This window comes from Chitinophaga arvensicola (genome assembly GCF_900110835.1).
In the GTDB taxonomy this organism is placed as follows: Bacteria; Bacteroidota; Bacteroidia; order Chitinophagales; family Chitinophagaceae; genus Chitinophaga; species Chitinophaga arvensicola.
The window spans coordinates 3,468,663-3,495,167 of sequence record NZ_FOJG01000002.1; the positions used below are offsets into that span (position 1 = coordinate 3,468,663).

The 26,505-nt window shown below is 46.2% G+C and carries 15 protein-coding genes and 1 tRNA gene; 4 read left to right on the forward strand and 12 right to left on the reverse strand.

From position 1 onward, the window contains the following. Positions 1-121 precede the first annotated feature (121 nt). Both BMW79_RS31045 and BMW79_RS31050 read right to left on the reverse strand, forming a co-directional pair. On the reverse strand, positions 122-3,769 hold the full coding sequence (locus tag BMW79_RS31045) for a hypothetical protein (RefSeq protein WP_089902775.1): 3,648 nt from the start codon (positions 3,767-3,769) through the stop codon (positions 122-124). After that, entirely contained in the window at positions 3,759-4,661 is a 903-nt protein-coding gene (locus BMW79_RS31050) for an ABC transporter ATP-binding protein (RefSeq protein ID WP_089902778.1), read from the reverse strand. Before BMW79_RS31050 ends, BMW79_RS31045 begins: the two co-directional genes overlap by 11 nt. Positions 4,662-4,873: 212 nt before the next feature. Here BMW79_RS31050 and BMW79_RS31055 point away from each other — a divergent pair, with 212 nt between their 5' ends. From BMW79_RS31055 to BMW79_RS31070, 4 genes are all read left to right on the forward strand, one after another. Further along, positions 4,874-5,899 (forward strand): sensor histidine kinase, encoded by a 1,026-nt coding sequence (locus tag BMW79_RS31055; RefSeq protein ID WP_177192401.1) that lies wholly within the window; start codon positions 4,874-4,876, stop codon positions 5,897-5,899. Between the two features lies 1 nt (position 5,900). Beyond that, on the forward strand, positions 5,901-6,608 hold the full coding sequence (locus BMW79_RS31060) for a LytR/AlgR family response regulator transcription factor (RefSeq protein ID WP_089902784.1): 708 nt from the start codon (positions 5,901-5,903) through the stop codon (positions 6,606-6,608). Between the two features lie 32 nt (positions 6,609-6,640). Next, positions 6,641-7,489 (forward strand): hypothetical protein, encoded by an 849-nt coding sequence (locus tag BMW79_RS31065; protein ID WP_089902788.1) that lies wholly within the window; start codon positions 6,641-6,643, stop codon positions 7,487-7,489. 279 nt (positions 7,490-7,768) lie between these two features. Continuing rightward, positions 7,769-9,373, forward strand: coding sequence for an NAD(P)/FAD-dependent oxidoreductase (locus tag BMW79_RS31070; RefSeq protein ID WP_089902790.1), 1,605 nt, complete (start codon positions 7,769-7,771; stop codon positions 9,371-9,373). Between the two features lie 65 nt (positions 9,374-9,438). Here the strand turns inward: BMW79_RS31070 and BMW79_RS31075 are convergent, their stop codons facing one another. From BMW79_RS31075 to BMW79_RS31120, 10 genes are all read right to left on the reverse strand, one after another. Next, entirely contained in the window at positions 9,439-10,836 is a 1,398-nt protein-coding gene (locus BMW79_RS31075; protein WP_245752755.1) for an alpha-L-fucosidase, read from the reverse strand. Positions 10,837-10,869: 33 nt separating this feature from the next. After that, the gene (locus BMW79_RS31080) at positions 10,870-12,492 is read right to left on the reverse strand and encodes a RagB/SusD family nutrient uptake outer membrane protein (protein ID WP_089902797.1); all 1,623 of its coding nucleotides are present in this window, start codon (positions 12,490-12,492) and stop codon (positions 10,870-10,872) included. A 28-nt stretch (positions 12,493-12,520) separates the two neighbouring features. Beyond that, positions 12,521-15,829: a SusC/RagA family TonB-linked outer membrane protein gene (locus tag BMW79_RS31085; RefSeq protein WP_177192402.1), complete on the reverse strand. Its 3,309-nt coding sequence runs from the start codon at positions 15,827-15,829 to the stop codon at positions 12,521-12,523. Between the two features lie 194 nt (positions 15,830-16,023). After that, the gene (locus tag BMW79_RS31090; protein WP_089902802.1) at positions 16,024-16,995 is read right to left on the reverse strand and encodes a FecR family protein; all 972 of its coding nucleotides are present in this window, start codon (positions 16,993-16,995) and stop codon (positions 16,024-16,026) included. A gap of 83 nt (positions 16,996-17,078) precedes the next feature. Continuing rightward, the gene (locus tag BMW79_RS31095) at positions 17,079-17,651 is read right to left on the reverse strand and encodes an RNA polymerase sigma-70 factor (RefSeq protein ID WP_089902804.1); all 573 of its coding nucleotides are present in this window, start codon (positions 17,649-17,651) and stop codon (positions 17,079-17,081) included. Between the two features lie 150 nt (positions 17,652-17,801). Beyond that, positions 17,802-18,734, reverse strand: a complete 933-nt coding sequence (locus BMW79_RS31100) for a cyanophycinase (RefSeq protein WP_089902806.1) — start codon at positions 18,732-18,734, stop codon at positions 17,802-17,804. Between the two features lie 67 nt (positions 18,735-18,801). Continuing rightward, positions 18,802-20,133, reverse strand: a complete 1,332-nt coding sequence (locus tag BMW79_RS31105; RefSeq protein WP_089902809.1) for a RagB/SusD family nutrient uptake outer membrane protein — start codon at positions 20,131-20,133, stop codon at positions 18,802-18,804. A gap of 11 nt (positions 20,134-20,144) precedes the next feature. Beyond that, the gene (locus BMW79_RS31110; protein WP_218150484.1) at positions 20,145-23,225 is read right to left on the reverse strand and encodes a SusC/RagA family TonB-linked outer membrane protein; all 3,081 of its coding nucleotides are present in this window, start codon (positions 23,223-23,225) and stop codon (positions 20,145-20,147) included. A gap of 342 nt (positions 23,226-23,567) precedes the next feature. Further along, complete coding sequence (locus tag BMW79_RS31115) at positions 23,568-26,039, reverse strand: gliding motility-associated C-terminal domain-containing protein (RefSeq protein ID WP_177192404.1); 2,472 nt, start codon at positions 26,037-26,039, stop codon at positions 23,568-23,570. Positions 26,040-26,398: 359 nt separating this feature from the next. Then, positions 26,399-26,469: transfer RNA gene (locus BMW79_RS31120), tRNA-Gln, on the reverse strand. Positions 26,470-26,505: the final 36 nt, after the last annotated feature.

Here is a 26,505-nt window from a genome sequence, read left to right on the forward strand (position 1 = left end):
CTATATGATGAAACGGATCAAGGCAAAATCAGACCTTGGAAAAACTATAAAAACGCGCATTTCAAATAAATAAACCCACCACAGAAGTAGGTTTATTTATCTGATATACATGAAAAAAACATCACCTGGAATTAAAGGTTATATTCATCAGATTATCTCCAGGAGACTGATCAATTAATACCGCATTCGGATCAATACCCACATAAACAGGTTTTCCGTGTACAACTACTGTCAACGTATGTACGCCGCCGGTAAGCCGGTGCTTTCTCAGATATAGGGGGATATGCTCATTTCGCCCTTCCTCAGCTTGCGATGTGTATACACCAATGTCCACGTAATCATTGATACCGGAAGCCGGCAGATCTTTACCTGTACTATCCCGGTATATTTTATTCACGGCCACTTCAAGCGTAACCAGGTAGTCGCTTCCGTTACCTGTTGGTATAGCAGTAGCTGCCAATACACGGTTGTTGTATAAAGTAATTTTCAACCAGCTATCTTCCAGGTAATAACGCAGGGAGTCCGGTACATGTTTGCGAAGCACCCGGTATAAATCATTACTGCCGGCAAACGGAGGCGCAGCCTTAAAAGCATATTCCTCTTTAAAATCACGGAGTGCGGCATGGAAGCTGTCTGCTCCCATCAGATCTTTTAATCCGTACAATACCACGCCTGCTTTCTTTTCCTCAAATGGCTGGTTCATGGTAAGTAACGGATGCTCGGGTTTTTCCAGACGTCGCCTCTGATAGTAGTAATCTCTCAACTGATCTAATAAAATATCTCTCATATTGTGTTTACCCAGCTTTTTTTCTTCAAGGGCCAACGCACTGTACAGCGATAACCCTTCTGATATCATCAATGAACCGGTAGTACTGTTTGGAGCTACCTGAAACCGCCACCACTGCTGTGCCAGGCATCTTGCTGTCCTGAAATAAGTGTAATCAAAAGAAACAGGATCATTAAACCCGGCATTCCATGCAAAATCTTCTGCATAACCATCGAGGGTGGTCATCGAAGATATTTTATTGAGATATACATTTGTTTCAGCGAGACGGATACCAGAGAAGGGATAAGGTCCGTAGATGGATTCAAAATAGCGGAGGCCGTCCTTATACGCCGTCAGGAAGCGGGAAATATTACGCGCATGCAAAGGGTCATAATAGATGTCTATACTTACCGGATGTGCTGATTGTATCGTGTCATGCAAAACGGCGTACCTGGCAGAGAGTATGGCAAAGGGGGCGTACATGCCAGGATTAGTCTGAGAATAGTGAAAATAATGCCGCCCGTTTTCGGTCCATTCTTTCAATAAGGTGCCAGGGGCCAGTGCTGTCTGATCACCGGAAGTACCCACTGTAATATCCAGTTCCAGCAAATCTGCACCCGCACCTGACTTTAATGTGCTGATGCCTATCGGATCATTTTGCGCAATATCTTCTTCACTTTTTTTGGGTGGTAAGTGATATTTTTTTCTTTCAAAGGGGTTATTTATTTCATCCTGTTCATCGTAGCCCATTCCTGGTAAGCCGCCGGAAAAGAACGTGCCATTCCGCAGCAGATCGGGGGCATAAAAGTCATTTTCAAATCCCCGGTGCATCGTCACGGAGTGAACATCCAGCGTCATTGAATCGCCGGGAACCAATACTGACGGAAAGCGATACAGGCGGAACTTTGCCGGCTCAGTAACAGGTCTGAACCAATTGAACAGACCCCGCCTGTAACGTAACGGATAGGTATACGACAACGGTGTTCCCTTATTACTGATGGTATAATCTGTCAGTTCCTCTCCATCCAGCAACAATCCGGAAATAACCTGTGTTGTTTTATTCACCAGCGTTACCTGTGCATCCACTACGGCAGTTTGTTTATCCGGGAAAAGATTTGCGCGGAGCACAATACGCGTCACTTTGGGCAGTGGCATACCAGCATAGCGTTTCAGGGTATGTTCATACAGTATCTTCCTGGCAATCATCTCCCCATTGGTAAGATATTCATTCAGGTAACTCACCTGGTAGTAAATAAAACCACCTACACCAGCAAAGAATAACGCACCGGAAATGGTCACTATTTTAGTGACCGGGGTAAACCGCTCCGGAATTGCCCGGCACCTGTCTTTAAAAGACCGGGGCATGCCCCTTACATAAAAAAGTGCCGCTACTATAACCAATAAAACCGAAAACGATGTCCAGTAAATGTTAAACCATGTCACCGGTTTTATCATATGTCCAAGTCCGTCCATGTCGGATATGGTAAAGGAAGGCGTATAGGAATATAACAAAAGATGATAATTAAAAGTGCCGGATTTCCTGAGAAAGAAAATCAGCAGCCATAAAAATAATCCGATGCTGTGCGCGGAAAATTTCCGGTTCACCATAACATGCACCACAAAACAGTATACCACCATCGCCAGCAATTGCGGTAGCAGTATCAGGAACAACTGAATCCCATACATCTGTAAATTAAATTGATAAAAACCTTTCGCTACCTGTATTCCCAAAGACGAAACTGCTGGAATAACCGCCAGCATAATTGCCAATATCAGTAACGTTATTAATTTTGATCCCCATAAAATGCGGTTAGGAGGCGGTAAAGTATCGTAAATCACAGCATAGCCCTGAATTCTTTCCCGGTGCAGTATTTCACCTGTGTAAAAAAGGAAGAGAATAAAAATATAAAATGGAAATGCTTCGTTAAAAATGGCAAACAGTGTAACAGTTCTGGGCAGATCAGGCACACCATAAGGAGAATGTCCCATCCAGAAAGAGAATGCCAGGAATACCGTACCACTTAAAAAAATGACCCAGAAATAGTTATCATTCACCAGGTTGGAAAGTTCCATTTTCACCAGGCGGCAAAGGGTATTCCGGTGATAAGCGCTATCAAATACCTGCTGTGGGCCATTCAGGAAAGACTTGGTGTTATCCCGTGGCTCAACAGGCAATAGTACGCTCCTATCTCCCTTGTTAAAAAAACGTTCAAAACGGAATCGCCGGTAAGCCCACAGGAGTATCACCAATGCAGTTCCCGCCCAGAGGATACGATTGAGCAAAAAAGTACCGGAACAGGCAATTAACATGGTATTCCGCTGCAGATCTGTTGCCTGGCTATTCTGCCACTTTATTCCATTGATAACAAACGGATCTGCGAGATTCACCACTGTGCCGTTTCCATCATTGAGAAAGAAAAAGAAGGAAAGAAAATAACAGAGATACAACAGGATTCCTCCACTATAAATTACCTTGATATTGCGTGTCAGCACCACCAGGGCAAAAAAAAGCGAAGAAGTAAAAAACAGGTTGGGTAGCACGATGATCAAAAAAGGCTGCAGGTAATGCAGGAGTTTATCCGCACCATACTGCCCTGCATCCCGCCATCCCATCCAGGGGCCTGTTGTAGCCCCGAGATAAATGCCCGCAGGAATGGCCAGTGCAATAAAAAACATACTGGTCCAGGCCCCTGCAAAACGCCCCCAGAAATATCCTGCCCTGGTGAGCGGATAGCTCAGGTAGTATTCATCCGTCCGGTATTCAATATCGCGATAAAGCGGCAACCCCATTACGGAAGAACCTACCAGTGCCAACAGCATGCTGACACCGGCACTGGCCAGTGCAATCAGGAAAGGAGCATTGATATGTTCCTTTTCGCCCAGTGGCAGAGAGCCGGTAGCAAAAGTGATCCACATAAAAAGAAAGGTCACGCCAAAATAAATATAGATAGCAGGTTGACGGAACCGCTGGCGGATTTCGAATAAAAATATTTCAACAAACATAGCGTGGTGTTTGTGGATTAACAGGATACCCGGAGATAAAACTAAAATAGACGTCTTCCAGCGTAGGCGCCGCACTTTCAAAACCGTTGCCAGGTGAGTGGGGATGCCAGATCCGGATGTAACGTTTACCTGCTTTCAGCTGGGTAGATAAAACGTGATATCTTTCGCGGTAAGCGGGTAACTCCGTGCTACCTATTTCCTTTGAATATACCTTTCCGTTCATGCTGTAAACAGCCTTCTCAGGCTCACCGGTATATAGGAGTGCCCCTTCGCTGATAATAGCAAAGTGTGAACAAAGCGTGCTCACATCTTCTACAATATGCGTGGAAAGTATCACAATAGTCTGCTCCCCCACCTGGCTCAGTACATTGTAAAAACGGTTTCTCTCTGCGGGGTCCAGTCCGGCAGTGGGCTCGTCTGCTATAATCAGCCTGGGATGGCCGATCAGTGCCTGTGCAATACCAAAGCGCTGTTTCATACCACCTGAATAGGTACCCAGTGGCCGCCGGCTGTCTTTCAGCAGATTTACACTTTCCAGTAGCGATACCACCAGGTCTTTTCGTTCTGTTTTGTTACCAATTCCTTTCAACCGGGCAATATGATCCAGCATATGTTCTGCGGATACTTTGGGATATACGCCAAACTCCTGGGGCAGATAACCTAATAGCTGGCGCACCTTTGTCTGATCCCGGCGTACATCCAGGTTATCCAGGTAAACACTGCCTTCATCGGCCTCCTGCAATGTTGCAATGGTTCGCATAAGCGAAGATTTACCTGCGCCATTTGGTCCCAGTAAACCGAACATGCCGTGCTGCAGGGTCAACGATATATCTTTCAGGGCGTGTACACCGCCTGCATAGGTTTTGGAAAGATGACTGATCACTAATGACATAACTTCCTGTTTTTATTGTTGTAAATTTGGAAACGAGGTGGCGCTACAGGAAATAAGAATGCCGAACGTACATGCGGAACCGCTGGAAATAGCGATTGGCCTGACCAGCCTACTCGTCCTGCGTTAACTGCCTTTCGACAGGTGTAGTGGTTATTTCAACAGTAAATTTTTCCATTTAACGCCCGATTCAGGATCTTTCACCTATGAAACAAATGCTATCATATATCGCTTTAATTTTTGAAAAGGGGAACCGGTTACACCTGCTCTTCTGCGGCCTCCTTTTCCTGGTAGCAGCCTGTATTCCACTGATCTCACGCCGGGCTGGCCTTATCCCTTCCGTATTATTTTGTTATGCGTTTGTGATTATCTGTATTTACACCGGCCGCTGGATCTTCAGAAAATGGCTGCTGACGGGCAGATGGAAAGAGCCCATCGGGGTCACTCTATCAGCCCTCCTGCTATATACATTTGCCGCATTGCTGGGCTATAACTATTTCTTTGTACCGGTTTTTGCGATGAACCATGCGATAGAATCTGCCATCAACATCGGCTGCCTGGTATTTGTGCTTATTTTCGCTGGTTTCGTCATTACCGCCATCCGCAGCGCTATGCGGGAAAAAATCAATGGACTCCGGCTGGCAGAAGAAAAAGCCAGCAGTGAACTACGCATGCTGCAGTCGCAGGTAAGTCCGCATTTTCTTTTCAATACATTGAACAACATGTACAGCCTGGCAGTAAACCGCCCTGCCGCCATGCCAGGACTGCTGCTCAAACTGTCCGACCTGCTCCGCTATTCGGTTTACGAGGCCAGTCAGCCACTGGTCGCCTTAAAAGAAGAATTCACCTATATTGGGAATTATATAGAACTTGAAAATATCCGCTCATCCGACCGGCTTTTATTGTCTGTAGATTTAAATGCGGGAGAAGAGTCCGTGAAAATAGCTCCCATGGTGCTGATCGTATTTGTGGAGAATGCATTTAAACATGCACGCAATTCCCTGGAAAAGAAAATTCAGATCAGCATTACAGCAAAAGTGGAATACGATACCATTTGCTTCCAGGTAACAAACAGCTATGCAGCACCTCGTCCGGAAGAAACAGATAATAAACGATATTCGGGTCAGGGAATAGATAACGTCATAAAACGGCTCAATCTTCTATACCCGGACGCATATACGCTGGAACAACAGAAAAAGGAAGAACAATATAGTATCACCCTACGATTAAAAGCAAAATAAAATGGATGTCATCAATTGCCTGATTGTAGATGATGAGCCCCTAGCCAGGGAGTTACTGGTTACCTATTGCAGTCATTTACCTGCGCTTCGTGTAATAGCTGTCTGTGGAAATGTATTTGAAGCAAAAAAGATACTGGAAACCACGGCGGTCGGCATTCTTTTCCTCGACGTGCAGCTGCCCGTACTGGATGGAATCGGTTTTCTCAGCACACTTAAGCAGCAGCCACAGGTAATTATGACCACTGCTTTCAGAGAATATGCCGCCACCGCATTCGACCTCGCCGTATGCGATTACCTTGTAAAACCCTTTTCACTGGAACGTTTCATGATCGCAGTCGATAAAGCCACTGACAAATTAAATATTCCTGCTCCCCGTTTTAACGAAAAAAATACCGGAGAAGAAAACTATGTGTTTATTAAAACCGATGGAAAAATTTACCGGATTGAATACGCAGATCTGTTGCTGGCTGAAGCCAATGGCAACTACTCAAAAATCTTTACTTCAGGCCAGGTAATTCTTACTGCCACTAATTTTTCAAGCCTGGAAAAGCTGTTACCCTCCCGGCAGTTTATAAAAGTACACCGCTCCTTTATCATCAATAAATCAAAGATATCCAGGATAGAGGGCAACCGCGTATTCATTGGAGAACGGGAAATTCCAATCGGAAAAAATTACAAGCAGGCATTCTTCCTCGAACTGGGGCTTTGATGTTATCCGTATAATTTTCCGTAATTTACCGCATGCGTTACATCACCTTCTCCATATTACTGCTGCTCATTCCGTTCACTACGCTCGCCCAGATCGTCGCTCCACAGGTATTGGGCAATGTTTCCTCCGACAACATCCGCGAAGCCTCTGGTATTGCAGCCAGTGTGCCCTTGAAAGGATGCTACTGGACGCATAACGACAGCGGCAATAAACCGGAAGTATTCCTGCTTAACAGTAAAGCAGAGCTGATCAGTACCGTAAAACTGGAAGATGTGAGCAACCGCGATTGGGAAGATATTGCTGAGGGCATCGGACCGGTAAAAGGGAAACATTATGTGTATGTGGGCGATATCGGCGATAATAACGGCATCCGTAAGCATATCCGCATTTACCGTTTTCCGGAACCGGAACAATTACCCGAAGAACATGTCAAAATCACACCGGATGTACTCACCCTCGAATACCCCAACGGCCCACGCGATGCCGAATCCCTGATGGTAGACCCCATCAGCCAGCAAATTTACATCCTCAGCAAAAGAGAAAAAGAAATCAGCCTGTATAAAGCCGGCACCGTGTCTTTTAAAGACGGTGATAAAGTAACCCTCGAAAAATTAATCAAACTCCCCTATACCTGGATCGTTTCCGGAGATATTTCTAAAGACGGTCACCATATTGTGATCAAAACATTAACCACCGTTTACTACTGGCATCGCAATGCCAATGAAAGCGTGGAAACTGCTATGTCAAAAGCCGCTAAAAAACTGCCTTATTTTCCCGAACGACAAGGAGAAGGAATCGCCATTCTCCCCGACAACAGCGGCTATATCACCATCAGTGAAGGAAAAAACGTTCCCCTCAATTTTTATAAATGGAAATTCTAAGCCGTTAACATTTACGGCTGCCGTCGCATTTCAGTAACTACTCCTATACTTGTATAGTGCGGGCAGCCTTCATTTCTGCTGCTAACCCATATTATATATACACCCTCAAATCAGGTAATTCCCTTGCCGGAAATACCTGCGATAAAACCATTTTTACTATGCCAGTGACTCACAGCTTCCACCATTTTTTTGCCCGGGGAATGCCTCTCCGACAGGCCGTTTCAGAAAAATAAATCACAGCTCACCTCAGAACCATTTATTCAATAACCTCATTCGCTCATGCAAAAGAAAGCTATTATCATTGGCGCTGGCCCGGCAGGCCTCACCGCTGCCTATGAACTCTTACAACGCAGCAGTATCATCCCCATTGTGCTGGAGAAAAGCACAGATATCGGCGGTATCTCCAAAACAGTAAATTATAAAGGCAACCGCATCGATATAGGAGGACACCGCTTCTTCTCCAAGTCGGACCGTGTCATGGACTGGTGGATGAGTATGATGCCGCTCGATAAAGAAGCTGCGGAAATATTCTCTATCAGTTACCAGCAAAAAACAAGGGAAGTAAAAGCCACCCGCAACAGCGACAATAATACCGATACCCTGGTAGCCACCGATCCCGACCTCATTATGCTGGTAAGAAAACGCCTTTCCCGCATTTATTTCCTGCATAAATTCTTTACCTACCCTATTCAGCTGTCGGTAGATACACTGCGAAAACTGGGCTTTACCACCACCATCAGTATCATGGTATCTTACCTCTGGGCACAGATCTTCCCCAGGAAAGAAGAAAAATCGCTGGAAGATTTTATGGTAAACCGTTTCGGACTTACCCTCTATCATCTCTTCTTTAAAGACTATACCGAAAAAGTTTGGGGTGTTTCCTGTAAAGCCATCTCGGCAGAATGGGGCGCGCAAAGGATCAAAGGTATCTCCATCGGAAAAGCGATTTCCCATGCCGTGAAATCCGCCATAGAAGCCGGTAAACCGAAAGATCTCAAACAGAAAAATGTGGAAACCAGCCTGATCGAACAATTCCTCTATCCCAAACATGGTCCCGGCCAGCTCTGGGAAGAAGTAGCCCACCAGGTGATCAACAAAGGCGGTACCGTATTAATGCAGCACGATGTAAAAAAGATCCATGCCAACGGCAACCAGATCACGGCCATCGAAGCATTCGACCGCGTCACCGGCGAAACCATCCTGCTGGAAGGCGATTACTTTTTCTCTACCATGCCCATCAAAGAACTGGTAGCCGACCTCGAAACAAATGTTCCCGCCAATGTAAAGGAAATTGCGGCAGGATTACATTACAGGGATTTCATCACCATCGGCATCTTACTAAAAAACCTCAGCTTCGAAGATAAAAAAACAGGAGAGCACAAACCACTGGAGCTAAAAGATACCTGGATCTATATCCAGGAAAAAGATGTGAAAGTAGGCCGCCTCCAATTATTCAATAACTGGAGCCCTTACATGGTGAAAGACCCCGATACCACCTGGGTAGGCATGGAATACTTCTGCAACAAAGGAGATGATTTCTGGGAACTCACTGATGAAGAAATCAGGCAGACCGCCATCCATGAACTCTGTAAAATAGGACTGGCACAACAATCGGACGTACTCGACGCCACCGTACTCCGGATGGAAAAAACTTATCCCGCCTACTGGGGCACCTATGCCCGGTTCGAAGAACTGAAAGACTATATCAACACCTTCGAAAACCTTTTCCTTGTAGGCCGCAACGGAATGCACAAATACAACAATTCCGATCACTCCATGCTCACCGCCATGGTAGCGGTAGATAATATTACCAATGGTATCGTTACCAAAACAAATATCTGGTCCATCAATACCGAGCAGGAATATCATGAAGAGAAAAAATAAAAAAACCGGCTGCTTTACTCAGGAAGGCTCTCTTCCTGAACAAAGCAGCCGGCAACTATTCCTGCCTAGCGTTTCTCGTTATACACGCCAAACTCTGCAATCGCAGGCGTTTCGGTGTAATCGTCTATCAGTATCCTTACTTTATTTCCCCATACCCTCGGGAAGCGGTGAATATGCACACGTCCTGCATGATCCCCTTCCTGAGGCAATGGCTTCCATTCGCCATCCTCATTATACTCCAGCCTGTATTTTTTTATACGCACTTTATCCTCGGTGATCGTGATCATGTTGAAGCCCTGCTCTTTATTGAACTCCACTTCAAACCAGGGTTGCTTTACATTCGGATTCGACTGCCATGTGCTTCTGAAGCTATCGTCGTTTGCAAAGTCCATAATGTTCATATCATTGCTCCAGCTGGAATTACTAGGCTGGAACTTGGCGATATTGGAGGAAATAATGGGAGATGCATACGCCGGTAATGGTGCTACTGGTCCATCATTCTTCCATTGCTTGCCGATCTGCTTCAGTGCTTCCAACGCATTGTTATCGATCAATCCATCGCGGTTCGGCGCTACGTTCAGAATGAAATTACACCAGGCTTTGTTGAAAGGGACAATGTTTTCATTCACTAACCTATCCACCGTTTTTACCGGCGTGGTCGGGAAATCTGACTTCCAGAACCAGGCGGTATTGATGGGTAGGCAGGATAACGCCGGCAGCTTATTGTTGTCGGTAGAAATATGCTGACCTGCGCCTTGCTCATAGGATTTAATATCCGTGTAGAACAGTGCTTCTGCCGGATACTTCGCAGCATTCAGATCCATCACCAGGCAATTAGGCTGCAATTTTTTAATGAGACCATAAATTTCCCCAAACGGTACGTCATCGTAGGAAATCCTGGACCATGGTGCATCCCAGCCATCAATGATCAATGCAGTAATATCGCCGTAGTTGGTGAGCAACTCGGTGAGCTGCGCCTTGATCATTGCAATATCCGCTTTGGTGATCTGTCCCGGTCTGATTTTATGATGCGTATCCAGGATAGAATAATACAACATTACTTTCAGGCCTTTGGCGCGGAAAGCATTGGTGTATTCCTTTACCACATCTCTTTTCAGCGGACTGTTCATCACGTTGTAAGGGGTGGTTTTGGTGTCCCAGATGGCGAAACCGCTGTGGTGTTTGGTGGTTAAGCAACCATAGGTCATGTTGGCCGATTTTGCTGCAGTCGCCCACTGATTACAATCCAGTTTCTTTGGATTGAAAATCGCCGGCGATGCTTCCGGGTCTGCCCAGTCATCCGGCATAAAAGTAGGAATGTTAAAATGGATAAACATTCCGAAACGCAGGTCTACAAACTGCTGCTGCAACTGATGCAACGAACTTTGCTGTTGCGCCCTGGCCACTCCTGTTGTCAATAACAGCAAAGCGGCAAAAACACGGATCATCAGATTCTTTTTCACAAGCTAACGAGTTAAAATATAAAGAATAAAAAATTACTTCCATTCAGGCTGCTGCTGCAGCTTCCGGGCCTGATCCAGGATACCCTGCGGAATAGGCCACACATAAAATTTATCACTGTTAAAGTAGCGGTCTTCCAGTTTCGTTTTAGGATATACGTTGGTTTTTCCACCTGTAGCCGGAATGTCTGTTAATCCGGCAGAAGCATCCAGGGTATAGATCGGTCCGTTTAATACCTGCTGCCCGGTTCTCCATCTCAGGATATCAAAATAACGGTGTCCTTCACCTGCCAGTTCAATCCGGCGTTCATGACGGATAAAAGTGCGCAGCGTTTCCTTATTCATCGTCCAGCCATTCAGCGCAAAAGTGGTGGCTACATCCGGCATATGTGCGCGGCGCCTGATATCGTTCAGCGCAGTGTTAATATCGGCAGATGGGCCAGTCGCCTCGTTCGCAGCTTCTGCATAAGTGAGCAACACTTCCGCATATCGCAGAATTTTCCAGTCGTTGCCGCCATTATCGCGTGCTTCGAGATCTGTTTTATCGAAGATCTTTTTAAATGCGTAACCGGTATACGTGGCTTTATCACCGCCTATTTTGTCCAGCGTATTATTGATCGGATCATACACTTTGTCATTGGCCAGGATGCTGCCGGGGTAGTAGATAGTGGCATTCAAACGCGGATCACGGTTCTTCCAGGGTGCATGCACATCATACGCGGGATCTTTGGTGTAAGGATAATAACCGGCGGCGCTTTCATAATCATCTACCAGCGATGGCAAAGGATTCAGGTACAGTGTACCACCGGAAACAGAGTTCACACCGGCAATATCACGCAGGCCGTTTTGTCTTACTTCCTTTACATGAATGTAGCTGATGATGCTCTCGGCAGAATAATCGCCTTCCAGCTGAAACCCGTTGTAGTAATCAGGGTACAGGGAATATACTTTGCTGTCGATCACTTTCTTTGCTTCTGCAGCAGCGCCCTGGTTATCGCCGTTGTATAGCAGGATACGGGCTTTCAGACCCCAGGCGGCACCCTGGGTAAAGCGGCCTTTATCGTCGCCGGTGTAGGATGCTGGCAGATCCGGTGCGGCTTCATCCAGCCATTTGATGGCCTGTGCTATCACCGCTGCTTTTTTATCCTGCGGCACATCAGCTTCTGCGGGCGTAGAAAATACCTGCATGACCAAAGGCACATCCCTGAAAAGAGCCGCCATGATAAAGTAGCGATAGGCCAGCGATACTTTTACTTCCGCTTTCAAACGTTTCTTCAACGCTTCGTTCATATCAGGTACCCGGTCTACCTTCTGGAGGAATTCCAGGCAATGCCGCACCTGGTCATATCTCCACTCATCACCGAGATTACCGGTAGTCACCACAAAGGTGCTGTTACCGATCAGCTGTGCATTGCGCAGCGTATTTCCCCAGGAAGCCGTTTTGGAAAAAGCGTTGTCGCTCATGGCTTCATAACAAACAAAAAAATCGGCGGAAGGGAGGAACTCATATACCCGGGAAGCAAATTTTACGGCATCCTGTTCGGTGGTCCAGTAGGTGTCGTCGGAATAGCGGTCCAGCGGAGCGCGGTCCAGGAAATTTTTTGAGCAGGCAGTCAATAAACTGCAGGCGCCTAATATAAAAAGATGTAGTCGTTTCATGTGGTCGTTGTTTTGCAGGTGAGCGTCATCAGAATTTCAGGTTCAGGCCGAGGGTGTAAGTCTTCATTTGCGGGAAGTTTACGCCCGACTGCCAGTTGTCGATTTCCGGATCATAGTTTTTCGGGAAACGTTTCGACTTCAAGGTCAGCGCATTTTCCATCATGAAATACAGACGGAGCCGGCTGATCTTTGCACGCTGTAAAATCTGCTGTGGTACATTATAACCCAGTTGCAGGTTCTTCAACCGCACATACTTTGAATCATACAGCCACCAATCAGAAAATTCGTAGTTCACGCTCTGGTCCTGGCGCATCAGCGGATAACGGGCATCCCTGTTCTGCGGTGTCCAGGAGTCCAGCAGGTCGGTGGTAAAAGTGCCGCCATAGTTAAACGGACGCACGGCATAATCGGTCAGATAGGTTTTGTTTCTCAGCACACCCTGGAAGAGCATCATCAGGTCGAACTGCTTCCATGCGAAGTTCGCATTCACCCCAAACATCATATGCGGATCGGCATCACCCAGCACTACACGGTCTTCCGGCGTAATTTTGCCATCGCCGTTGGTATCCTGGTATTTGATGTCGCCTGCTTTGTTTTGCGGTTTGTAGGTGGGTGAGTTTTTCACTTCATCGTCCGACTGGTACAACCCGATTGCTTTATAGCCGTACCAGGTCCAGCGGGCTTGTCCTACCATCACCGGGTTTTCGGCCAGTACATCCGGCGTGCCGCCCAGGTCCAGGATCTTATTACGCGCATCGTAGATGTTCGCTGTCACGCCGTATTTAAAGGCACGGTCGCGGTTCTGGTAACCGGCAGATACTTCCCATCCCCAGTTGCTCATACGCCCCAGGTTCATCACGGGTGCATCGCGGCCAAAGGTAGAAGGCACGCTGGGTGTTAATAAAATACCGGTGGTCTTCTCTTTAAATACATCTGCGGTAAGGGTAAATTTATCATCCAGGAAACCGGCGTCTACACCGATGTTACCAGTTACTTTTTCTTCCCAGGTAAGATCAGGATTGGCAGTGTTGTTATAAAAAGTAGTGGTTTGCGCTTTATCATTGAAATAAGTATTGCCGGTACCGATCAGGCTGGCCCAGGAATAAATACCACGTGTATCCGATCCCGTTGCATTCTGATTACCTACCTTACCATAGGAACCGCGTAATTTCAGATTGCTGACAGCGGCTGATCCTTTCAGGAAGTCTTCTTCGGAAATTCTCCAGCCGGCAGATACGGATGGGAAGAAACCCCAGCGGTTATTTTTAAAACGGGAGGAACCATCATAACGGCCGTTTACTTCCACCAGGTAACGGTCTTTAAAACTATACGACAAGCGGCCAAACATCGACTGGATTGCCCATTCATAGGCACCGCCGCCGGTGCTCCACTGGTCTTTATTCATACTCCCCCCGTTGATCACATGAATATCGTTGTTCAGGAAATCACGTCGACCGAGGGAATAGGAATCATACTTCATACTTTCCTGGCTATAACCTGCCAGTGCTTTAAAGTCGTGCTGCTTCTTCTGGAACCCATAGTTAATGGTACCGATAAAGGTTTGATTGATGGCGGTGTTATAATCATCGAACAACGCATTGGGTGATTGTTGTGTTGTCACCAGGTTTTCGTTGTCGTCGTACAGTTTATAGGTAGCCTCAAATCTTTTATGTTTGATGTCACGGCTGTTGTAGGAATACTGTCCTTTTACCGACAGGTTTTTCGTGATACCGTAATCCAGCGTCATGTTGGTATTGAAGTAATTATCCTTGTAATTTTCGAATCCACCGTTGTTGATAATAGCTACCGGTTGGGAACCGCCACGATAGCTACGGTCGCGTCCCTGCGGAGTATAGGGCCATTCTGTGGGATTCAGGATATATGCCCAGTGCATGGCAGTACCGAAAATACCCGCGCCGGCAAAGCTTTTCGGCGCATTCATGTATACCGTATTGATTCCAAATTTCAGGTTGTCGAGGATCTGTGTATTCACATTGATGCGGGAAGTAAATCTTTCATTCATCACACCCTGTACCAGTCCTTCCTGTTTGAGGTAACCGAGGGAAACAAAGTAATCGGTGTTTTTTGTTCCTCCGGAGATGCCAACGTTATGTTGCATCTGTAATGCGTTCTTCTTAAAGATGGCACTGATCCAGTCGGTGCTGGGCAGTTCGCCGCTGGCGTACTTTTCAATCTGTGCATCCGAAAAACGCACGGTGGCATCCGGGTTATCGTTCAGTTGTGATTCATTCCATTTGCGCATAAAGGACACCGCATCTACCAGCTTGGGCAGGTAGGTAGGCTGTTGCACACCGGCATAACCATCGTACGATAAAGAAGGCTTGCTGTTCTGATTGCCTTTGCGGGTAGTTACCAGGATTACGCCGCCGGATGCACGTGCACCATAGATAGCAGTGGCAGAAGCATCTTTCAGTACGCTGATGTTGTCAATATCCTGTGGATTCACCGTTTCCAGCTGACCGGCCACACCGTCGATCAGTACCAGCACCGGGTTATTCGACAGCGTGCTGATACCACGGATATTCAGTTTGTTGTTATTGGTACCGGGCATCCCGTCAGTTTGCTGTACAAACAAACCAGGTACCTGGCCTTGTAAAGCATTCACTACGTTGGGTACCGGTCTTTCTGCCACAGCAGCACCTTTTACGGTAGCTACGGCACTGGTAAGACTGGTCTTTTTCTGGGAGCCATATCCTACTACCACGATTTCTCCCAGTTTTTTGGTGTCTTCCGTGAGTACGATGCGCAGCTGGGTGTCTTTACCACTGGCAATCTCCTGGGTATTATAGCCCATAAAAGATACGACCAGCACTGCATTTTCAGGGATACCCTTTAATACGTAGTCACCTTTTGCGTCGGACACCGTAGCCATAGACGCATCTTTTACACGGATGGTGACACCTGGTAAAGGCTCATCTTTTTCGTTCACTACTTTACCACGAAGGTCTTTAAACAGCAGTCCATCCACGGCTTCCAGCAATGTATTGGCAACCATTTCATTGCTGCGGCGGATGATGATTTTGTCATCAGCAATAAAATATTCCAGGGAGAACGGCGCCAGTAGCTCTTTCAGGACATTGCCGACTTTCTGGTGCTTTGCGCGGATCGTTACCGCACTATTAAACACTTCTTTGTTAACCGCATAGCTGAAAGAGAGATTGGCGCTGGCGCCAATCTCGTCGAGTGCATCGTGCAATGCACCCCCTTCCACTTTGAGGGTAATTCTCTTTTCGAGCAGTTGCGCTTCGGTGTGTTTGGCCAGTAGCGTGAGTGTGGTACTACATACAACAGCTACAATACACAATGACATTTTCATTAGCATGCCTATTACAGGTACACATTTTTTCATACTTTTACGTAGATTAAGGTTGAGTAAAAACTAGCTGCCATCGGTTACCAGGCCAGTGTGGCATACTAGCATTAAGACTTAACTTTCAGCCTCCCTCCGGGGAGGCTCTTTTTTAAGTTGGTGGCGTTGTTTTCAACATATCGCAGTTTATTTCATCGTGGTTAGCATTCTTTTTCTTTCCTGATCAGGTATTTGGTGCCGTTCTTCTCATACGTGGCATTGAGCGACAGGCACAATTGATTTAATGCTTTCTCTAATGTGCTATTGGTATTAAACTCTCCGAAATAAAAACAGTTGGTTGTTTTTCCGCTTATTTCAATCTTTACATCATAATAATATCCCAGTTCGGCCAGTACTTCCGGTATGCCGGCGCCGTCATATTTCAGGATACCTTTTCTGCGGTTCAGCAGAACTGTTGTATCTACCCCACTTTCTGTGATGATTTTACCGGTTGCTTTGCTGAATATAGCCCGTTCACTGGGAGATACCGGTACTGCTGCGTTTCCGCTGGCTACAGACACCTTCCCCGTTAATACGGTGATGGCCACATCCGGCTGCGTCTCAAAGGCTTTTACATTAAAAGAAGTACCCAATACGCGGGTAGACACCATACCGCTATGAATGATAAAAGGATGTCCTGCCGCCGTGGTCACCTCAAAAAAGGCTTCCCCGCTCAGGTCCACGTCCCGGCTGCCGATATCAAAAACGGAGGTATAGGAAATGGAAGACGAAGGACTCAGCCACACGGTAGTGCTATCGGGTAATTTCACTTTTTTATGTTCTCCTGCTTTGGTCGTAATCACATGCAGCGCCGCCACAGTTCCTTCGGGCGGCTTGGCGGAGAAGTACCACCAACCAGTCACCAGCACTAACAACAAGCCAGCAGCTGCGGCTATTTTAGGCCACCAGATGCGTTTCACCGGTGTGGCGTCCGGACGGGGCGCCCGGATAGCTTCCAGGAGCTGTTGCTCCATTTCCGCTTCCAGTAAGGATTTAGCCCCCAACTGTGATTCATCCCAGTTGGTGCTGGATTTAAAACTATGATAGTAATTCATCAGCGACTGCACCTCTTCCTCGCTCGCGGAACCTTCCATCCATTTATCAATCAATGAAAAAAACTCCTGTCTGTTCATGCCCGGTATTTTATCACTAGTGACAAAAAAGAAAGGCTACCCCCAAGGGAGGAGAAAATAAATTTTCGGGAAGCGGGAAAGGTCTAAGATTTTACAAAAAAGATCAGCAGCAAAACATATCCCAGCGCCGAACGCAGCTTACGGATAGCAATACTGATCTGGTTTTCCACTGTTTTTACGGACACATTGAGCCGGATGGCAATTTCTTTATAGGAAAGATGTTGTTCACGGCTCATACGGAATATCTCCCGGCATTTGTCTGGAAGTGTTTCTATGAGCGTGTTTAGCAGGGTTTGCAGCTCTTTTACGGCCAGTTCACTCTCCGGGGATGCAGTGTCCATGCGCGTGGCCAGGTGGTCAAATAACTCCTCCCGCACCGGGTTTTGACGGATATGACGAAACACTTTATACCGGATACTGGCAGACAGGTATGCTTTTAATGAAACGGTTAACTGGATACGACGGGATTTTTGCCATAGCTCTGTAAAGAGTTCCTGTACCAGATCTTTGCAGGCCTCCTTATCTTTCAGTACCTGGTAGGCTTGCAGGAACAGTGGTTGCCAATGCCGTTTATACAAAACGGTTAACGCCGTTTCGTCATCCGACTGTAGCAACAACAACAATTCTTCATCTGTTAGCCCCTCGTTGGCCGGCATGGCTCGTATTAATTTTTTGTGGTGAATGTGGAATGCGCGGGGGTAAATATATAGTTTAAATCAATATCGCTGTTGCAAAAAAAGATAAACGGCAAAAAAGGAAAAACGTTAACCCGTCTTACCTTTTTTGCCGTTTATAAAAGAAGATCTTTATTCGTTATCGTCGGAAGTAACCGCTCTTTTCCGCTCCGCCTGGATTACTTTCCGGTTGTCGAGGTCATATTTTTGTCCTTCTCCCAAAAAGAAAAAAGGACCGGAAGCGGCGGTATAATCTTCTTTATTATCCGGTGTGATATGTTTGTTTTCACTCCTTACAATCGTCTGGTGATCATAGATCACTACATACGATTTACCGATCACCTCCAGTGTATCTTTTTGAACTATCACGGCAGTGGCTTCATCCAGCCCGATGCCGATCAGTTGTGGAGATTTGCGGATAAAATCTACCAGGTCAAATTCGCGGTTCCGTTTCAGCAGGTGCTGATCGATAGCGGAGTTTTTCAGGAAGCCCAATCCCTGGGTATGATCACCCACCAGTATTTCAGGTCCTTTGGTATCACCTCTCCATAAAAAAGATCCTTGTATGGAAGCGCCGGCAGAACTACCTGCAATTACTCCGCCCCGGTCCAATACATCCAGGAACGCCTGATGTGTAAGGGTATTGAGGTAGGAATCTGCAATACGCCACTGGCGGCCACCCACGAAATACACACCGGTAGCCTGTTTCAGCGGTGCGATAAATTTTTCACTGTTGGCCTCTTTCAGATCACTGGTATGTAACAAAGTCACATCCTTAATACCGGTTTGTTTCTTCACTACTTCCACATCCCGCTGATCAAAAGCCGCAGAATCACCAGAAGCGGTAGTTACCACTACAATCTTTGCTTTGTCTTTTCCGCCAGCCAGCTCTGTAAATTTATTCCAGATAGAAGCAGTGGTCCCTACATTGCCACCAATGATCAGCAGGGTTCCTTTTTCCGGACCATGTTTGGTGGCCGTCTTTTTTATCTTCACCGGTGGCTGCTGCGCCAGCACGGTAATACTACCCACCAGGGCAAATAATAATAACAGATTACGTTTCATGAGGGTTGTTTTATTTTAAAAAAAGTAAATCGCATAGGGAGATGTACAGCTCTTCAATGTCTGTTGATCAGTACCCGGGGTTCTGATGTGTACCACCCAGGTTGTCCGGGTCATCCAGCACCGCATTCTGAGGAATCGGGAAGATCCAGAAACGGCTATCTTTCAATTGTGGATTCAATGCTCCAAACACAGCTCCCGCACGGCCTGTTCTCACAACATCAATAAAGCGGTGTCCTTCAAAAGCCAGTTCATACCGGCGTTCTTTTTCGATGGCCAGCAACACCTCACCAGCAGTGGTTTCCGGCAGCCGCACAAACCCGGTCACATCGGACCGGCTGCGGATAGCATTCAGATCAGCGATTGCACCTGCCAGGTCCGGGGTAGGTTTCTTCAACAGCGCTTCCGCCCGGATCAGGTATTGTTCTGCAATACGCAGAATGAAAATAGAACTGGAGCCGTCCTGTTTACCATACTGGATTAACTCCCAGGAGCCATCGGTGAGTTGTTTGATAAGACTTTTGCGGGAGCCACCTGCTGCAGGGTCCAGCAGTTCATTAATAAACTGGCGTGCAGGAATATAGTCGCGGCGGCCTCCTTCTGCGGCTGATAGCCAATTGGTATAAAAAGTATTTTTATCCGAAGGACTGAAAGCCAGTTCAAAAATAGACTCGGTGGTATTTTTACCGGTAAAGAAAGCGGAGTAAGGTTTTACCAGGGAGAAATTAGTGGTACTGCTGATCGTTTTACCCGCATACAAGGCGGCCTGCTCCCATTGCTCCGTATACAAATAAAAACGGGCTTTCAGTGCATATACAGAAAAGCGGTTGGCCAGATTACGGTTCAATGTTTCCTTTAGCAGGCTTTCTGCTTTATCCAGGTCCGAGAGTACCTGTGCATACGTTCCTTCTTTAGTGCTGCGTTTTACCCCGATATATTTCGTTGGGTCCAGTATAATCTGTACACCGCCATAAGTTTTCACCAGGTCGAAATAGGCCAGCCCACGGAGAAAATAGGCTTCTCCCAATACCTGGTTCTTCTGTTCTGTGGTAAAGAAAGGATCATCCAGTACAGGCACTTTATTGATCACAAAATTGGCGCGGTTGATAGTAGTATAAATAGGAATAAAGCCAGCGCTCGTGTTGGCGGCAGTTTTGGTGGCCACCACTACATTCTGGTTGTTATAGTTCACTACATTATCACCGGCCAGGTCGAGCGCAATGAGGCTGGTACTGGCATAGCCCTGTAACCCGTCGTATACGCCTATCAGCGCTGCCTGGGCGGACTTCTTATCTACAATGGCTGTTTCATCTGCAATGGCCGCCTGCGGCTCCGTATCCAGTGTTTTATTGCAAGCCAGTGCGAGTAATGCTAATAATACAAATAAATATTTAGGTGTCATGATGACTGATTTTATAAAGTTAAGCGAAGTCCTACGGCGAAGGTTTTGGGCTGTGGGGTGGTATTAAAATCCAATCCCTGTACAATGCTGTTGGTTTCACCGGAGTTATTGGCTTCCGGATCCGGACCGCTGTATTTGCTGATGGTAAAGAGGTTGCTGGCGGTAGCATAGATATTCACATTGCTTATACGGTACTTCGACAATAATCTCGATGGTAAAGTATAACCGATCGTTACATCACGCAGGCGGATATACGAAGCGTCTTCCAGGAAGCGGCTGGTATTGCCGTTGTAATTGCTGCTACCATCAGGATTAGGTAAAGAAGTGGGTCGTGGTAAAACGCCTTCATCGCCGGGTTGCTTCCAGTAATTGAGCGCGCTTTTCTGAATAGAGCGGGTAACCCCGCGTGTGCCGCCTGCTTCCAGGAAATAGCGGGTGTAGTTAAATACCTTGTTGCCATACTTGTAAAAGATATTCACATTCAGATCAAAGCCTTTGTAGGTAAATGTATTCCGAAGTGTTCCTTCAAACTTCGGCCAGATGTTACCCACAATCTTTTTATCGTCGTTGGTGATCTTTCCATCGGGCACACCTTTAGGTCCGCTTACGTCTTCATCAATCACATTACCGGTAGCAGGATCTACGCCCAGCTCATTAAACAGGTACAAAGAATAAATAGGATAGCCCTGTACAATACGATACATACCGTAACTACCGTCTGTAATCGGATCAGGGAGTTTCTCCACGCGGTTTACGTTATGTGAAATAGTGAATGTAGATTTCCAGGAGAAGTTTTTGCTTTCTACATTCGTAGAGTTGATTAATAACTCCACGCCTTTGTTGCTCATAGCGCCCACATTGCTCACAATAGAGCCATACCCGGAGATAACCGGTATGGAAGCCGGCAGCAGCAGATCTGACGTATACTTGCTATAGTAATCTGCCTCAAAGCTCAGGCGATCATGAAACAAACTACCGGCAATGCCTATATTAAACTGCCGGGTGGTTTCCCATCTCAGATCCGGGTTAGCCGGCTGATTGGGTGCTGTACCTGGTTGCTCTAAATAGTTTTTACCCCCATTCCACAAACCACGGGAGGCAAAGTCATCGATATTCTGGTTACCTGTTAACCCGTAACTGGATTTAATTTTCAGATCAGTAACCGTCGCATTTTTCGGAAAGAAATCTTCCCGGCTGATCGTCCAGCCTGCACCTACCGAAGGAAAATATCCCCAGCGATGATCACGGCCGAAGCGCGACGAAGCATCGGCACGGATATTCGCATCCAGGCTGTATTTGTTGTGGAACAAATAGTTGGCGCCGGTGAAGAAGGAGATCAGCCGTGATTGTGAGCCGGAAGAAGAAGCGGTTTGCACGGCAGCAGAAGTGATCCTTTTAAACTGATCACTCGGAAAACCCGTACCGGTTAACGCAGCGCTTTCCTGGCTGGTAAACTGGGCCGTGTTACCCAGGAATACAGACAGATCATTTTGCGATCCGAAACTTTTATTATAGTTCAGCAGTTGTTCTGCAATCAATGTTTCTTTGGTAGTAGTTACATCGTTGGCTTCTCCCGCAGGTTGTCCATATACCAGGAAAGTATTGTAATAGGCCTTCTCGTGATAGTTGGCATAGTCGCTGCTTAAAGTGGATTTGAAGGTCAGTCCCGGCAGCAGGGCCAGTTGCGCATAAATACTGTTCAAACTCCGCAGGCTATACGAATAGGTATCAGAATTATTGAGAATCGCGTATACATTGTCGAATACGCCCACTTTATAATAGCTGCCATCGGGGTTATACAACGGATAAAAGACCGGCGTATGAAGGGCAGCCTGGAACAGGCCCGCAGGGCCATCTCCCACTCTTACCAGCCTGCGTGGCACATAAGAAAGGCTATTACTGGTACCAATTTTCAACGCATTGGAAACGGTATGATCCAGGTTTACACGCAGGGAGTAACGTTTGAAATCCTGCAGTTTTAAGGTAGACTGGGTATACTCATAATCACCACCCAGGTAGAAATTTGTTTTGGCATCTCCACCGGTCACGGCTACACCGTATTTCTGCGATACGGCCGTTCTGAATACATCTTTCAGGCGATCGTAGGTTGGTTGTTCTTCCGGTGTGCCATAAGCCGGAAACCCGGACACAGCCTGTCCTTTAGGGCGGAAAGGCAGCAGGTTGGCCGGTACGCCATCATTCGTAGAAGCAGCATTTACAATGGCCGCATGTTCAGGGCCGGTCACCAGTTCCCATAAATTGGTGGATTGTGCCAATCCATATTGTGCGTTAAAGCTCACCTTAGAGCGGGAATTTTTGGCGCCACGTTTTGTTGTAATCAGGATCACGCCATTTGCCCCCCGGGCGCCGTAAATGGCAGTAGCGTTGGCATCTTTCAACACAGAAACAGATGCGATATCTTCCGGGTTTAAATCCGATAAAGGATTCGGTACCTGTCCACCGAGGCCACGCCCCAGGTTCTGCATATTGCCGGTATTAATAAACACACCGTCTACCACATAGAGCGGATCATTACCGGCGGTAATGGAGGTAGCGCCGCGAAGTCGCACCAACACAGAAGTACCTGGCACGCCGGAGTTACTGGCAATCATGAGTCCAGGTACCTGCCCCTGTAATTTTTCCACCACACTGGTGGAGTTCACCCTGGAAAAATCGCTGGCTGCCACCGTGGTAATAGCGCCGGTGCGGGCATTGCTCTTTGTGCGGGTATACCCCACCACGGTGAGTTCGCTGAGTTTACTGTTAGCGGCTTTCAGTAACACGATCACCGGCGCACTGCCTTTGATAATCACTTCCTGCGGCTCATACCCTATGTAACTGATCTGTGCAGTAGCCGGAAACTCTTGCCCGGTAAGGAATTGAAAGCCACCTTGCTCGTCGGTGAGTACCTGGTGCGTTGTATTCCGCAGACGGACAGTAGCACTTACGAGAGGTTCTTTTGTATCGGCGTCCAGTACTTTACCGGCAATGGTAATATTGGGATGCTGGGCAAAGGCAGTCGCCAGCAGGCATAGCAGCCATATCGTAACAGCCAGCCGCTTCAAATAATCAGGTTGATTGATTCGGATCATGCAATAGTAGTTTGGACCCATGCTGAATGGATCATGAAGAAGATATAAGAAGGACATTACTTTCCCTGCTGCCCGGTCGTAAGGAGCAGAAAGTATAGCCGGCGGCTATTTAGAGCCGTAATTAAGATACTGGTGATCCCTGGTGGAAGGAGTAATAGTAACAGAAATGCTATCAGTTGGTTATACAACAACAAGGGTAAAGCTTCTGCATAGAATAATAATTTTGATGATCAAATAGTGACAAATATCCGTCTGCAGCGAAATATAAATAGTCTACAATATTAGTAGGATAAAACTAATAAATGTTTTTTAGAAAGTATAATTTTTTCGGGAATAAAAGTATTAGCGTATCAGTGTAAAGGCTCCCTTCTTCATCTGTAGCTGGCTTTCCTGGCCGTAATAGGCGTATTGAATCATGTATACATAAGCGCCTACAGGCTGCAGCTCATTTTTGTAATAGCCATCCCAACCAATTTTTGGATCATTGCTTTCAAATATCAGGTTGCCCCAGCGATTGAAGATGGACATTTTGTATATAGCTACGCCTCTTAACCTTGGCCTGAAAACATCATTGATACCATCATTATTTGGGGTAAATGCGTTAGGTACAAACAAAGACGATACATTCGATACTGCGATACGTACCGTATCCGATTTGATACAGTTCTCTCCTGTGATGGTGGTTACAATGTAGACTGTATTTTTTAATGGCATCGCCAACGGTGTGGCACAATTGGAGCAGCTAAGACCTTCGACAGGTGTCCATTGATAATCGGGTGCGTTGGTGGCAGTTAATCTGATGGTTTCCCCGATCGTAATTTCTGTATCGTCATTAAGAATCTTAACACGCTCCGGAGATTTATTATACATCGTAATGATAGTGTCCTTACTACAATTATTATCATCGATTATCTTCAGGTCATAATTACCGGCGCCCAGGTGTTCGACAGTCGGCGAAGAGATCAACAGGTTGTCCCAGTACATCCGGTAGGGCGGCGTACCTCCGTTCAGGGTGGTTAAAGCCTTACCTGTTTTTTTATCGCACAGATCATCTGAAGTCAGCACTTTTAAATTCAATGCTGCTGGCTCGGAAACACTTACCTGCACACTATCCAGGCATGCGGCATTCCGGATGTAAATTTTGTAACTGCCCGGGCCGATCCCGTTAAAGACCGGCTGTGACTGGAAATCCTGGCCTTTTATCGCGTATTCAAAAGGAGGTACTCCTCTGTTTACAGCCACTGTAAAGGTACCATCAGCGATGCCATTACACAAAGGCGGCTGGGAAGAAACACTTCCTTTGAGCATCCGTTCTTCAATTTCTTTTATAGCTAAACTTCCGGTAAGTTCACAACCATTTTTATCCGTTACTTTATAAGCATAGTCACCAACCGGCAGTTTATCTGCCACAGGATCGCTGCCTCCATTAAGTGAAAAAGTATAAGGAACGGCGCCACCGGCGGGCGCGAGTTCTATTTTACCTTTATGGTTACAATCAATATCTGTTACGGTGCTTGTAAGCGTCAGGTCACTAAACTTTACCTCTACCTGGTCTTTTGCTGTACACCCACCATTGCTGACTTCTACCTCAAATGTTCCGGACTGGTTCACTACTATTTTTTGCGATACTTCCAGCGTGTTCCATTTATAGGAGCTATAGCCCAAACCGGCATCCAGCGTTAAAGAAGTGCCATCGCAAACAAGCACGTCTTTCCCAAGATCCGGCTTTGGTAAAGGCATCACCACAATATTCTTACAGGTAGTACTTTCCGTGAGCGTAAATTCATCGGTCAACAGATTAACGGTATAAATACCTGGCTCTTTATAAAAGAAAACAGGCGGTTCCTTATCAGTGGAAGACGGAATACTGGCATTGTCACAGTTACCAAATACCAGCCGCGATAATGTATTGGTAGCCACATTTGTGATAAAGGCATACAGGTTATTGCCTTCCCGGAAAATAGTGGAAATAGAATGCGGAAAACTAAGATCTCCGTTGGTTGTTAACACGGAACCTGTGAGCGCATCAGGAAGCTCACTTTTGATCCCATCTTTAAAATCAATTCTTACCATGTCATTGGTTCTCCTGTTCACTACCAATGCAAATATATTTCCGCAATCATGTATCAGGGAAAGATCCCGGGGGCCGGCCAATACATTACCAGGGTTACCTAAATTTGTACCGGTTGGCGTATTGGAAAGAGAAACTCCGAGTTCCAACCGGGTAATGCTGGAAGATCCTTCATTGGAAACAAATATGTACCACTCACCATTTTCTTTAATGGGAAAAATACCAGTAGGATTATCCAGGTTTCCTACATTACGAAAATTGGTAGCAACAGGCGTATTACTAAAAGAAGTGCCGAATTCAAAACGGGTAAAAGAATTGTTATAGTAGTTAACTGTAAATCCATACCAGTTACCATTTTCCTGTGTAATAAACAGATCAACCGGGTAATTCAGATCACCTATGTTTCCCCAATTCTGCTGACCACTTACTGCATTTGACAATGAATTTCCAAAATCCAGTCTCACGATCCTGGCCGAACCGGGGTCATTTCCTCCTACTATCACCAGGTGCCATCCAGTTGCATCTTTCACCACCTGCAAGCCTTCTGTAGTATTGGTCAAAAGCCCTCCAAATGTACCCAGGTCTTCAGACACAGGGGTATTCAGTAAATTATTGCCAAAAGATAAACGTACCAGGTTACCGGTGTTATTTGTATAAAAAGCGAAGTAGTCATTTCCATCTTTAGCGGTTACCAAAAATACCGGAAGGCTCATATGCCCACCGATATTTCCCAGATTAGTCACCTGGGGCGGATTATATAATCCACCTGAACAAAAATTCCATAAAAACTTGGTAGCTCCAACGGAAGTATTCTTGATCACAACCGGTGCATTTACACAAACAGTATCTGGAGCATTGAAATCAGCCTGGCCAAACAATTGATTGAAAACCAGACAGAAAAAAACCGTAAAGAAAAAGTATAGAGATGCTCGCATCGAAATATAGGGCTAAAGTGGAATAAAGTTAAACAACCTTTTCTAAAAAGAAGCACCCGGCTGCAAATCACTTATGCTGATGGCCGGTAGAATATTAAAAAACGCAATAGCCATAGACTATTGCGTTCAAAAAATCTATTGTTGTGATAAAGTGATCAAACAATTTGTTGCCCAACCAGGATTCGAACCTAGACAAACAGAACCAAAATCTGTCGTACTACCATTATACTATTAGGCATCATTTCAACGGGATGCAAATGTAGTTTTTTTCTGA